Genomic DNA, 12,495 nt, shown 5'->3' with positions numbered 1-12,495 from the left:
CGCAGTGCGCGTCGTGTTCGTGGCACAACGCTTTGCCACACGCATCGATTCCCCCCGGGCGGCGTCGTCGGGGCACGCTGATCACCCCCTCTCCGGGGGTGGTGGCGTCGCGGCAGCCTTACAGGCTATCGGCAGGCGACCGAGAAATGCAACAGCGGATTCTGCGGAGTCGAGCCCCGACCAGGCGCACTCAGCGCACGCGCACCGAGAGGCAGGTGACGCATCCTTCGAGCTTCTCGAACTCCGAGATGTCGACCGAGATGACGCGGTAGCCGAGGCCCTCGATCAAGCGCGCCGATTCGGGAGCACTCGCGGCGACGAGCACCGTGTCGTCGGTGAGCACCACGACGTGGGCGCCGCTCGGCTCAGGCATCTCCAGGAAGCGGTCGAAGATGAACGGGTCGTCGACCAGCGGGCGATAGCCGATCACCGTGCCGTCGGGCAAGGCGGTGACCGCGCTCTTCAGGTGCAGCGCCTTGGTGACGGGCACGGCCACCACCGAGTATCCGCGTGGCGCGAGGATCTTGCGGAGCTGACGGATGCCGTCGGAGTTCGTTCGGCCCCCGCGCCCCACGAACACCGTGGTGCCGACCTTCAGCACGTCTCCCCCATCGAGCGTGCCGGGACGGGTTATACGCTTCACCTCGATGCCGAGTGACCGGATGCTCTCCTCGACCGCCGGGGTCTCCGCGATGCGCGAATCGGCGCCGGGGCTGCAGATCACCGCGAGCGTGCCGAACATCACCACCGTGTCCTCCACGAACACGGAGTCGGGCAGGTCATCGGCGACGGGTACCTCCACCGGGTCCCAACCGCCGCCGGTCAGGGCCGCGACATATTCCTCCCACTGCTCCTCGGCGAGCTCGAGATCGACCTCGTTCCGCTCGATGTGGGTGACGATCCCCTGCGGAAGCGATTCGGCGGGGCGGCGCACCAGCACGTACTTCTTGCGCAGCACCTCCTGCTGCTCCTCCATCGCGAAGCGCGTGTGGATGCGCCGCGCCAGGGTGACGGAGGCGAGCACCGCGGCGAGCTCGAAGACCAGGTTGGTGCCGATCAGCGTTCCGAACAGTTGCCCGATCAGTTCCCCGCTCAGCACCGCTCCGTTCACGAGCGAAGCGATCCCGGTTCCGACCAGGGCAGCGAGGGCGGCCGACACCACACCCGCGATCAACGCGGTGTACCAGCGTTGATAGGCGCCGATCAGCCCGAAGACCGATGACAGCACGAAGAGCACGATCGTGCCGGCGATGAAGAACTGGAACGCGACACCGAACGCCTGCACGGCCTGGCCGTTGGCCACGAAGACCGCGAGTGAAGCCGAGGCGAGCGCGACCACCGCTATCACGGCAGCAGCGGCCACCGAAGCAGTGAGCGACCGGAGTCGGAACGATGACATGTCTAGACCTTAGGTGATGCAGCCTGGATGCTTCCGGCGAGAGAAGTGAACGCAGGCTCGGAGTGGGATCAGTGGAAGAAGTGCCTCTCGCCGGTGAAGTACATCGTGACGCCGGCCTTCTCGGCCGCCGCGATCACATCGGCGTCGCGCACCGATCCGCCGGGCTGCACGATGGCCGAGACGCCTGCCTGGATGAGCACCTCGGCGCCGTCGGCGAAGGGGAAGAACGCGTCGGAAGCGGCCACGGAGCCCGCAGCACGGTCGCCGGCACGCGTCACCGCGAGCTGGCACGAGTCGACCCGGTTCACCTGGCCCATGCCCACACCGACGGATGCTCCGCCCTTCGCGAGCAGGATGGCATTCGACTTCACGGAACGGCAGGCCTTCCACGCGAATTCGAGGTCGGCGAGGGTCGCCTCGTCGGCGGCCTCACCGGCCGCGAGCGTCCAGCGCGAGCGGTCGAAGTCGTCGAACACGTCGGGGGTCTGGGCGAGCAAGCCGCCGCTGATCTGGCGGAGCTCGACCCCCTCGCGGCCGTAGCCCTCAGGCAGGGTCAGCAGGCGGAGGTTCTTCTTGGTCGACAGGAGCTCGAGGGCGTCGGCATCGAAGGCCGGAGCGATCAGCACCTCGGTGAAGATGTCCTTCACCGTCTCGGCCATCGCGAGCGTCACCGTGCGGTTGGCCGCGATCACGCCGCCGTAGGCCGAGACCGGGTCGCAGGCGTGTGCTTTCGCGTGGGCCGAAGCGATCGCATCCGGCGCATCCGCATCGGCCAGCGCGATGCCGCAGGGGTTCGCGTGCTTGATGATGGCGACGGCCGGCTCCGCGAAGTCGTAGGCGGCACGCACCGCGGCGTCGCCGTCGACGAAGTTGTTGTACGACATCTCCTTGCCGTGCAACTGGGTCGCCTGCGCGATGCCGTGGCCGGCGGCGCGGGTGTAGAGAGCGGCCTGCTGGTGCGAGTTCTCGCCGTACCGCAGGGTCTGGGCCTTCCGGGCGGTGACGGTGAGCACATCCGGGAAACCGGCCGGGGCATCCGTCGTCTCGTCGTCGATGGAGGCACCGGCGGCCGAGGCGCCCGATGTGCCGAGCTGTTCGGCGAACCAGCCGGCCACGGCGGTGTCGTACGACGCGGTGTGGGCGAAGGCCTGCGCGGCGAGCTCGCGCCGCATCTCCAGGCCCGTTCCGCCAGCGGCCAGAGCGGCCTTGACGTCGTCGTAGCGGTCGGGCGACACCACGATGGCGACGTTGGCGAAGTTCTTCGCCGATGCGCGCACCAGGGCTGGTCCGCCGATGTCGATCTGCTCGATCACGGCGTCGGCCGCTGCACCGGATGCGACGGTCTCGCGGAAGGGGTAGAGGTTCACCACCACCAGGTCGAACGGCTCGATGCCGAGCTCCGCCAGCTGATGCTTGTGCGATTCGAGCCGCAGATCGGCGAGGATGCCGGCGTGCACGCCGGGGTGCAGGGTCTTGACGCGGCCGTCGAGCGACTCGGGGAACCCGGTGACGCTGGAGACCTCGGTGACGGCGACGCCCGCTTCGGCGATGGTCTTGGCGGTCGATCCGGTGGAGACGATCTCGACGCCGGCGCCGGCGAGCGCCTGCACGAGCTCGACGAGCCCCGTCTTGTCGCTGACCGAGATCAGCGCCCGGCTGATCGGAACCGTGTCGCGATGCGTGTAGAGGCTCGGGTCGTGCTGGGGGCCACTCATCGTGCTGCTATCTCCTTGAGGTCGACTGCTCCGTTGGCGATGTCGAAGACGGCCTGCACGAGCAGTTCGCGTTCGACGGATTTGATGCGCTCGTGCAGTTCGTGTTCGGTGTCTCCCGGATAGACCGGCACCGAGCGCTGCACGATGACCGGCCCGGTGTCGACGCCCTCGTCGATCACGTGCACGGTCACGCCGGTGGTGTCGACACCAGCCGCCAGCGCGTCCCGCACCGCGTGGGCGCCGGGGAACGCGGGCAGCAGTGCCGGATGCGTGTTGATGATGCGCGGAGTCAGCGCCGAGACGACAGCGGGCGGCAGGATGCGCATGAAGCCGGCGCACACCACGAGATCGGGCGACCAGCGTTCGATCTGCTCGAGCAGTTCTGCGCCCCAGGCGTCACGGGAGGCGAACGACGTGGGCACCACCGTGAACGTCGGGATCTCGAATTCTTCGGCGTGCGCGAGCCCCGGGGCATCCGTGTCGGAGCCGACCGCGATGACTCGGGCGGGATACTCGGCGTCGCTGGACGCTTCGAGGAGCGCCCGGAGATTGGAGCCTCCCCCGGAGATCAGAACCAAGAGAGAGAGCACCCTCACAGTGTATCGGCCGCTCTCGGGGCCCCTGTGCGGGCTCCGGCGACCAACCCCAGCAGCATCGACCCGGTCAGTTCGACGAAGGCCCACAGCCAGACCCAACCCGCATCCGGGCCCACCTCCACCAGTCGGCCCGGCCCCGCTGCGCCGCCCGACCAGAGGGCGAGGAGAGCCAGGATGCTCGCGCCCACGGCGCCGCCGCCCGCTGCGGTGAGCACGAGCCGCACGACGCGGGCACCGCCGCTCCGCGCAGTGCTCAGGCTCGGTCCGATTCGACCGTTCACGTTCGCGAGGAAGGCGGGCCGCAGCACTGCGGCCGTGAGGTAGCCGACCACGATGGGCACCAGCAACCCGGCGAAGCCGAGAGCCGGAGTGCCGTGCGGCAGCGCTCCGAACACCGGTAGCGAGGGCACGAGACCGAGCTGCGTGCCGAGCGGTGAGACCGCCGATCCGGTGCCGAGCGCGAAGCCCGGGCCCACGAACCAGCTGGCCGTCCAGACGATGAGATTGGGCAGAAGCGCGAGTTGCGCGAGGGTGAGCGAGATCCCGCCGAGGAGGCCGGCCTGCAAGCTCTCGTAGAGCGAGACGATCGACGAGAAGCCGAACACCAGGATGAGCGCCATCGCCAGCGCGGCGAGCCCCATCACGCCGGCAGCGGCGATGGCGCCGGCACGGAACATGAGGGCCACGAGGCCGCGATCCCCCGGAGCGATGGTCGCCAGCCGCTCTCCCCAGCGTCGGCGGATGCCGGAGTTCGGCCCGAATTCCAGCGTGGCGACCCGACGGGAGGTCCACGCGTAGCCGATCGCGAGTCCGATGGCGTAGACGAAAGCCGGGTAGAGGAGGCTTTGCGGCAGGGACGGCAGGGCGGCCGGATCGCGCACGCTGAGGGCCACCAGCCCCGCCAACGCACCGAGACTCACCACGCCCACGACGGCACCGGTGACCGGGTACTGCGTAGCGGTGAGGCGGCGGCCCGATCGCGCGCCGAGCAGCACGGTCACGAAGGCGAAGCCGAGGGGTGCCACCCCCACCTCGAAGGGAAGTTGCGCACCGTCGAGCGCGAGCCGCAGCGCCAGATCCGGATCGATCGAGAAGAGCACGTCGACACCGTTGCCGAGCAGCCAGATGTCACCCGCAGCCCGCCAGAACACCAACCAGTCGATGGCCAGGCCGAATTGCGTCGCCCAGAGGATCGTCAGCGGGATGAGCGGGATTCCCACGCCGATTGCGACGACGATCACCGCGTCGAGAGCGGCGAGCAGAGCGGTGATTGGGCGATTCATGCGTGGCGAGCCTACCTGCCGGGTCGGCGCATCCGTCAACGGCGCGCTCGGGTCGGGGAAGCTCGACAGTCGTCTCAGTGGAAGACGGCCTTCAGCAGGATGACGACCACCCCGAGCAGCGCTGTCGCGGTGCCGCCGAGCAGGCAGAAGTACCAGCGGCTGCCGCGTTCGGCGAAGGCGAGGGTGCCGAGCACGAAGAGGATCACGACGCCCACGAACAGGGCGAGCACGTAGGCGAGGTCTTCGTCGACGATGCCGGCGGCGCCGAGTGCGAGAACCAGGATGGGGATGATGGCCGCGATGAGGAGGCCGGCGGAGTGCCGGACCGCGTTGCCGAGCGCCTCGCCGAGCGGGATCTCGATGCCACCCCGCTTGCCGTGATGGGCGACGGTCGCTGCGAAGACGTGGGCGATCCAGAACACGAAGCTGGTGCCGGCGACGACGACGAGGAGGTTGAAGTCGCTTTCGTCGTCCTCGGCGATCACGATCAGCGCGCTCACGATGATGGTGCCGTAGATCGACTCCGGCGTGACCAGCTCATGCCGCAGCCGCCGATACAAACTCAACTCACCGTGCGCGTTGGGCTGGGTCTCGGTCACAACCACATTCTGCCAGTAGGCTCCACCGCGACCCGAGCCAGCAGGCCGCACTCGACGACCCAGGCGCTCCACCGCGCTCGCAGGCAGCAGGCCGCGCTCGACGACCCAGGGTGAGCGCGAGGCCGCGTCAGCGACCTCACGCGAACATGTCGCGCGGCGCCGGGCGGGGACCGGCGACGCCAAAGGGGGCCGCGCGAAGCACGGCCCCCTTTGCAGCTAACACAGCATCACAGCCCCGCGTACACCTCGCGCAGCAGCGCGGCGGTCTCGCTCGGCGTCTTGCCCACGCGCACACCGGCGGCCTCGAGGGCCTCCTTCTTGGCCTGGGCGGTGCCGGCCGATCCGGACACGATCGCTCCCGCGTGGCCCATCGTCTTGCCCTCAGGGGCGGTGAAGCCCGCGACGTAGCCCACGACCGGCTTCGTGACGTTGGCCTTGATGAAGTCGGCCGCGCGCTCTTCGGCGTCGCCGCCGATCTCGCCGATCATCACGATGGCCTTCGTCTCCGGGTCGGCCTCGAACGCGGCGAGCGCGTCGATGTGGGTGGTGCCGATGATCGGGTCGCCGCCGATGCCGATCGCGGTCGAGAATCCGAGGTCGCGCAGCTCGTACATCATCTGGTAGGTCAGGGTGCCCGACTTGGAGACGAGGCCGATCGGGCCCTTGCCGGTGATGTTCGCCGGCGTGATGCCGACGAGCGACTCGCCGGGCGTGATGATGCCGGGGCAGTTCGGGCCGATGATCCGGGTCTTGTTGCCCTTGGCCTTGGCGTAGGCCCAGGCCTCCGCCGAGTCCTGCACGGGAATGCCCTCGGTGATCACGACGAGCAGCGGGATCTCGGTGTCGATGGCCTCGATGATGGCGTCCTTCGAGAAGGCCGGCGGCACGAAGGCGATCGACACGTCGGCGCCGGTGGCCTCGATGGCCTCGGCGACCGTGCCGAACACGGGCAGTTCGACGGCGTTGCCGTCTTTGTCGGTGTGGCTGACGGTGGTGCCGGCCTTGCGGGCGTTCACGCCGCCGACCACCTGGGTGCCGGCCTTCAGCATGAGGGCGGTGTGCTTGGTGCCCTCACCGCCCGTGATGCCCTGGACGATGACCTTGGAATCCTTGTTCAGAAAAATCGACATGTTCTCTCGTCCTCTACTTACTTCGCCGCTGCGGCGAGTTCGGCGGCCTTGTCGGCGCCGTCGTCCATCGTCAGGGCCAGGGTCACGAGGGGGTGCGCGGCCTGCGTCAGGATGGCGCGTCCCTCCTCGACCTTGTTGCCGTCGAGCCGCACGACGAGCGGCTTGGTGGCCGAGTCGCCGAGCACCTCGAGGGCGCCGACGATGCCGTTGGCCACGGCGTCGCAGGCCGTGATGCCGCCGAACACGTTCACGAAGACGCTCTTCACCTGCGGGTCACCGAGGATGACGTCGAGGCCGTTGGCCATCACCTGAGCGGATGCTCCGCCGCCGATGTCGAGGAAGTTGGCCGGCTTCACACCGCCGTGCTTCTCTCCGGCGTACGAGACGACGTCGAGAGTCGACATCACGAGGCCTGCGCCGTTGCCGATCACGCCGACCTCGCCGTCGAGCTTCACGTAGTTGAGGTCGTTCTTCTTGGCCTTCGCCTCGAGCGGGTCGGCGGCTTCGGCGTCTTCCAGGGCTGCGTGGCCGGGGTGACGGAAGTCCGCGTTCTCGTCGAGCGAGACCTTGCCGTCGAGCGCGATGATGTCGCCCTCTTCGGTCAGCACGAGGGGGTTGACCTCGACGAGCGTCGCATCCTCGCCCTTGTAGACCTCCCACAGCTTCACGAAGACGGGGGCGACCTTCTCGACCAGCTCGGCGGGGAACTTCGCGTCGATGGCGATCCGCTTCGCGGTCTCGAGGTCGATGCCCGCGATCGGGTCGACCTCGATGCGGGCGAGTGCCTCGGGGCGTTCGACGGCGAGCTGCTCGATCTCCATGCCGCCCTCGTAGCTCGTGAGCGACAGGTAGGAGCGGTTGGCGCGGTCGAGCAGCACCGAGAAGTAGAACTCCTCCGCGATGCGGGCGCCGCCGGCGACCATGACGCGCTTCACGACGTGGCCCTTGATGTCGAGGCCCAGAATGGCCTTCGCGGCTTCTTCGGCCGCCTCGGGGTCTTTCGCGACCTTGACGCCGCCTGCCTTGCCGCGGCCGCCCACCTTGACCTGGGCCTTCACCACGGTGACGCCGCCGAGCTTCTCGGCTGCCGCCCTGACCTCCTCGGGGGTGTCAGCGACGATGCCCGGCAGAACCGGAACACCATAACTTTCGAACAGGTCTCGGGCTTGGTACTCGAATAGATCCACGCTGGTCTTCCAATCGATTTCTTCTCGTCGCCCCATGTGGACGGGGCATGACTCAAGGCTCGACGAAGAGAAGGTTTCCCTTCATCGCTCCGGACACCATCTAGAACTCTACCCCCGCTCCAAGGGGCGTCTTGTCCTCCCCGGATGCCCGGATCGACTCCGTTGTGCACAGATCTGCGGCGGTTCGAATACACCGGATGCGTGCCGTTCACTCTGGATCCATGAACCGAATCCCCCGCATCCTGATCGCCGTCTTCCTGAGCCTCATCACCGTCTCGCTGGCCCTCTCGGCCGGCGCGACCGCCTTCGCCGCGCAAGCCGTCGCGCACGGCCAAGGGGTGCTCTGGAAGGTCGATCACACATCCTGGCTCGGCAATTACGAGCTCGACGACGGCAATTTCGGCTACTGCATCGACGTGACGCGCCCGACGCCGCACGGGGCCGACTTCGACTACGTCGACGGTGCCACCGCCGGCTGGTTCTCGGCCGATGACTCGGCGCGGCTGGCGTTCATCTCGCGAGAGTGGGGAGCTCCGGGAGACCCGCTGACCGCGGCGGCCGCGCAACTGGCGGTCTGGACCATCACGGGTCTAGCGGGCCACGACCAAGCGTACTTCGCGCAACGGGCTAATGCCGATGCCGATCTGGTCGTGCAGGCGGCGAACCACATGCTCCGGATCGCGAATGGCGGGTCAGGTGCGTCCCGAGGGGCTTCGGCCACCGTGCAACTCGATCTCGACGGCTCTCGCGGCTCCGTGATCTCGCAGGTGACGGTCGACTACTTGTCGGGCCCGGTAACCCTCTCCCCCGGTTCGTTCTCGGGGCGCATGACGTTGCACGGCGCCACCTTCGACGGTGGAGGCACCACCGCCACGGTGGGCAACGGGGTCGCCACGCGCATCCACCCCGAGCAGGCCGGCGCCGTCGAGGAGGTGTCGGTCGACATCGTCTACGACGATCTGCCGTTCGGGCCGGGATTCCGGCTCGGTCGCAACACCGGCGACAGCCAGAACCTCCTGGTCACCCATCCCTTTCCCACATCGGCGCGGGCGACGGATGCCGAACGCGGCCCGAGCGGACTGCCGTTCCACCCCCGCGTCGAAACCACCACGAGCAACGCGGTCGCCGAGCCAGGCACCGCCCTCACCGACACCCTCGAGCTCGGAGTGCACGCTGACTCGCCCACCGGTGACGAGTGGGGTGTGTACCGCGCCCCCGACGGATCCCTCGTACCGATCCCGGTCGTGATCGAAAGCGTGCTGCTCGGGCCGTTCCCGACGCGACCGGTAGAGAGTGACGCCGCGCCCGCAGATGCCCCGGTGGTCTGCTCGGTCGAGACCGCGGCCGAAACCGGGCCGGGCACGATGGAATCGCCTCCCTGCATCGTGCCCGAGGCGGGCTACTACGTCTGGACCGATTCCATCGACCCGGCCCGCACCCCGTTCGAGAAGGGTGGTGACCGGCTGATGAGTTGGGCGTCGCGGTTCGGGGTCGCCTCGGAGACCACCGTCGTACCGGCTTCTCCGACGATCACGACAGCGGCCTCGGCGGCTGACGTGCACGACAGCGGCTGCGTCAGTGACCGGCTGACGGTCGACGGGCTCCCGCGAGGCGCTGCGCCGATCGTCGTGACGTCGACACTGCTGGGTCCACTGCCGAATCGGCCTGCCGAAGAGACGACACCGGAGGGGTGGGCCGACTTCCCGGTGGCCGGCACCGTGACCACCACGATCGAGTCCGACGGCACGCACGAATCTCCGTGCATCCAGGTCGACGATGCCGGTTTCTACTATTTCGTCTTCGAGTCGGCCGGCAGCGATCCCGACGAGCTCGGGGGCAGCACCAGCGGTGGCGCGGGTGGCGATGCAGACCACCGCACTGCCGGCGATGCCGGCGGCACCGACAGGGCGCCCGTTCTGATTCCGGCGTTCTCCGACACTCGCGTGCACGAGTCGGAATCGGTTGCGGTCATCGCACCCCTCGTTCCCCCGACGCCGCCGGCGACTGCGCCACCCGCGCCGCCCGCCACGGTGCAGTTGGCCTCTACCGGGGGCTCCGGCGCGCCGACGGTGATGTCCACCACCCTCGCCGTGACCGCGATCATCGCGGGCCTCGCAGGCCTGGGTCTCGCCACGCGGCGCTGGCGATGACCTCGCGCGCCGCCGGCTCAGATCTTCTCGATCGGCGCGATCTTGATCAAGAGCTTCTTGGGCCCAGCCGCTTCGAACTGCACGTGAGCCACGCGCTTGTTGCCCTCGCCGGTCACCTGATTCACCCGGCCCTCGCCGAAGTCGGTGTGACGGATGCGGTCGCCCGGTTGCAGCTCGAGGTCGCCGTTGTCACGCACCTGTCCGGTGACGCGGTTGGCCCACTCGGTCTTCGGCCGGGGTGGACCCGGCGGAATCCCGAGGCCCGAATCGCTGTTCCAGCGCGATCCGCCACCGTAGTTTCCTCGGCCGCGGTTGGCGTTGAGCGCCCGCGGTTCACTGCCACCCCGCGAGGTGGCCATGCCGGGCGACTGGATCCACTCGATCAGTTCGGCCGGGATCTCCTGCAGGTAGCGGCTGGGCATGGCCACAGCTGTCTCGCCGAACTGGGCGCGCGTCATCGCCAAGGAGAGAAAGAGTCGCTTCTTCGCCCGGGTGATTCCGACGTAGAAGAGGCGCCGCTCCTCGGCCGGGCCTCCGGGTTCGCCCGCCGACATCCGGTGGGGCAGCAGATCTTCTTCGACCCCGGTGAGGAAGACGGCGTCGTATTCGAGCCCCTTCGCCGTGTGCAAGGTCATCAGGGAGACGGTTCCGCTGGAGTCGTCGAGGTCGTCGACCGCCGCCACGAGAGATACCTCGGTGAGGAAGTCGAGCAACGTGCCGTCGGGGTTGTTGCGATTGAATTCCTTCGTCACGGCGAGGAGCTCTTCGACGTTCTCCGCACGCGCTTCGTCTTGCGGGTCGCGCGTGGCACGCAGGCTCTTCACGAAGCCGCTCTGCTCCATCAGAAGGGTGAGCACCTCGCTCACCTGCGCTTCGCCTCCCGGGCGATCCGGGGTCACCAGTTCCGTGGCCTCATCGAGCAGGCCCGCGAGCTGCAAGATGGCTCCTGTCACCTTCGGCCCCAGCCCGAGCTCGGCGGCGCGGCGCATCGCCTCGCGGTAGCTGACGTTCTCCCGTTCGGCGAAGGAGGCCAGCTGCGTCTCGGTGGCCGGCCCGATCCCCCGTTTCGGCGTGTTCAGGATGCGGCGCAGCGCGAGCCCGTCGAACGGGTTCGCGACCGAGGTGAGATACGCCATGGCATCTTTGATCTCGGCGCGTTCGTAGAACTTGGTGCCGCCGAGCACCCGGTAGGGCAGGGCGGAGCGGATGAAGATCTCCTCCAGCGCACGGGTCTGCGAGTTGGTGCGGTAGAACACGGCGATCTGGTTGTAAGCCATACCGCCTTCGCGCAACTTCGCGATCTCGTCGGCCACGAACTGGGCTTCGTCGTGCCCGGAGTAGCCCGTGAACCCGACGATCTTCTCGCCGTCGCCCACCGCCGTCCAGAGCTTCTTGTCTTTGCGATCGAAGTTGTTCGAGATGACGGCGTTCGCCGCCGAGAGGATGTTCTGGGTCGACCGGTAGTTCTGCTCGAGCAGAACGACCTTCGCGCCGGGGAAGTCGCGTTCGAACTCCACGATGTTGCGGATGTCGGCCCCACGGAAGGCATAGATCGACTGGTCGGAGTCGCCGACCACGGTGAGAGAGGCACCTCCTCCACCGAAGGCCGCGATGCCTGTCAGCTCGTTGGACTCCGGTGGCCGCGTGAGCTCGCGGATGAGCGCGTACTGGGCGTGATTGGTGTCTTGGTACTCGTCGACCAGGATGTGCCGGAAGCGCCTCTGGTATTTCTCGGCCACCTGCGGAAAGGCACGGAACAGGTAGACGGTCTGGCTGATCAGATCGTCGAAGTCGAACGCGTTCGCCTCGCGCAGGGCTCGCGAGTAGGCGCGGAAGATCTCGACGAACATCGCATCGTTCGGGTCGGAGAAGTTCGCCTGCCGCGCGTAGCTCTCGACATCCGTCAGCTCGTTCTTCAGCTTCGAGATCTTGCCGGTGACCTGGGCCACCGTGAAGCCGAAGGTGTCGGCCTGAAGGTCTTTGATGATCCGCTTCACAAGCGCACGGGAATCCTGCGAATCGTAGATGGTGAAGCTCTTGGTGAAGCCGAAGTTCTCGGCCTCACGGCGGAGGATGCGCACGCAGGCGGAGTGGAACGTCGAGATCCACATGCCCTCCGCCACTCGCCCGAGCAACTGCCCGACGCGCTCGCGCATCTCGGCGGCCGCCTTGTTGGTGAAGGTGATCGCGAGAATCTGACTCGGCCAGGCCTCGCCGCCCTTGATCAGGCTCGCGATGCGGTGGGTGAGCACTCGTGTCTTGCCACTGCCCGCGCCGGCGACGATCAGCAGGGCCGAACCGCGGTAGACCACGGCTTCGCGCTGCTCGGGGTTCAGGCCTTCGAGCAGCTCATCGTCTTCGGCGGCGGGACCCGTGCCGCCGACCACGATCGGCGTGATGCGGGGAGTGGTTTCGGTGGCGTCGCTCATGCTGCCT

At 68.1% G+C, this 12,495-nt stretch carries 9 protein-coding genes; 1 reads left to right on the top strand and 8 read right to left on the bottom strand.

Features of this window, described 5'->3' with window-relative positions:
• Window positions 1-190 precede the first annotated feature (190 nt).
• From ddaH to sucC, 7 genes are all read right to left on the bottom strand, one after another.
• Complete coding sequence (gene ddaH / locus N1027_RS08955; RefSeq protein WP_284438728.1) at window positions 191-1,399, bottom strand: dimethylargininase; 1,209 nt, start codon at window positions 1,397-1,399, stop codon at window positions 191-193.
• 68 nt (window positions 1,400-1,467) lie between these two features.
• Window positions 1,468-3,114, bottom strand: coding sequence for a bifunctional phosphoribosylaminoimidazolecarboxamide formyltransferase/IMP cyclohydrolase (purH, locus tag N1027_RS08950; RefSeq protein ID WP_259507040.1), 1,647 nt, complete (start codon window positions 3,112-3,114; stop codon window positions 1,468-1,470).
• Window positions 3,111-3,704 (bottom strand): phosphoribosylglycinamide formyltransferase, encoded by a 594-nt coding sequence (gene purN, locus N1027_RS08945; RefSeq protein WP_259507039.1) that lies wholly within the window; start codon window positions 3,702-3,704, stop codon window positions 3,111-3,113. Before purN ends, purH begins: the two co-directional genes overlap by 4 nt.
• A 2-nt stretch (window positions 3,705-3,706) precedes the next feature.
• Window positions 3,707-4,993 (bottom strand): cell division protein PerM, encoded by a 1,287-nt coding sequence (locus tag N1027_RS08940; protein ID WP_259507038.1) that lies wholly within the window; start codon window positions 4,991-4,993, stop codon window positions 3,707-3,709.
• A 74-nt stretch (window positions 4,994-5,067) separates the two neighbouring features.
• Window positions 5,068-5,592, bottom strand: a complete 525-nt coding sequence (locus N1027_RS08935; RefSeq protein ID WP_259507036.1) for a hypothetical protein — start codon at window positions 5,590-5,592, stop codon at window positions 5,068-5,070.
• A 227-nt stretch (window positions 5,593-5,819) separates the two neighbouring features.
• Window positions 5,820-6,722, bottom strand: coding sequence for a succinate--CoA ligase subunit alpha (gene sucD / locus N1027_RS08930; protein ID WP_259507034.1), 903 nt, complete (start codon window positions 6,720-6,722; stop codon window positions 5,820-5,822).
• A gap of 17 nt (window positions 6,723-6,739) precedes the next feature.
• Window positions 6,740-7,909 carry an ADP-forming succinate--CoA ligase subunit beta gene (gene sucC, locus N1027_RS08925; protein WP_259507032.1) on the bottom strand — a complete coding sequence of 390 codons (1,170 nt, stop codon included), beginning with the start codon at window positions 7,907-7,909 and terminating at the stop codon, window positions 6,740-6,742.
• A 221-nt stretch (window positions 7,910-8,130) separates the two neighbouring features.
• Between sucC and N1027_RS08920 the strand changes: the two genes are divergently transcribed.
• Window positions 8,131-10,059, top strand: coding sequence for a hypothetical protein (locus N1027_RS08920; protein WP_259507030.1), 1,929 nt, complete (start codon window positions 8,131-8,133; stop codon window positions 10,057-10,059).
• 17 nt (window positions 10,060-10,076) lie between these two features.
• Here the strand turns inward: N1027_RS08920 and N1027_RS08915 are convergent, their stop codons facing one another.
• On the bottom strand, window positions 10,077-12,488 hold the full coding sequence (locus N1027_RS08915; protein WP_259507028.1) for an ATP-dependent helicase: 2,412 nt from the start codon (window positions 12,486-12,488) through the stop codon (window positions 10,077-10,079).
• Window positions 12,489-12,495: the final 7 nt, after the last annotated feature.

The organism is Herbiconiux aconitum (assembly GCF_024979235.1).
Lineage (GTDB): Bacteria > Actinomycetota > Actinomycetes > Actinomycetales > Microbacteriaceae > Herbiconiux > Herbiconiux aconitum.
This window is presented reverse-complemented; position numbering and strand designations above follow the sequence as displayed.

Excerpts from the sequence above, each read along its gene's own strand:
- ddaH (WP_284438728.1), bottom strand. The coding sequence starts at position 1,399 with ATGTCATCGTTCCGACTCCGGTCGCTCACTGCTTCGGTGGCCGCTGCT.
- purH (WP_259507040.1), bottom strand. The coding sequence starts at position 3,114 with ATGAGTGGCCCCCAGCACGACCCGAGCCTCTACACGCATCGCGACACG.
- N1027_RS08940 (WP_259507038.1), bottom strand. The coding sequence starts at position 4,993 with ATGAATCGCCCAATCACCGCTCTGCTCGCCGCTCTCGACGCGGTGATC.
- sucD (WP_259507034.1), bottom strand. The coding sequence starts at position 6,722 with ATGTCGATTTTTCTGAACAAGGATTCCAAGGTCATCGTCCAGGGCATC.
- N1027_RS08920 (WP_259507030.1), top strand. The coding sequence starts at position 8,131 with ATGAACCGAATCCCCCGCATCCTGATCGCCGTCTTCCTGAGCCTCATC.
- N1027_RS08915 (WP_259507028.1), bottom strand. The coding sequence starts at position 12,488 with ATGAGCGACGCCACCGAAACCACTCCCCGCATCACGCCGATCGTGGTC.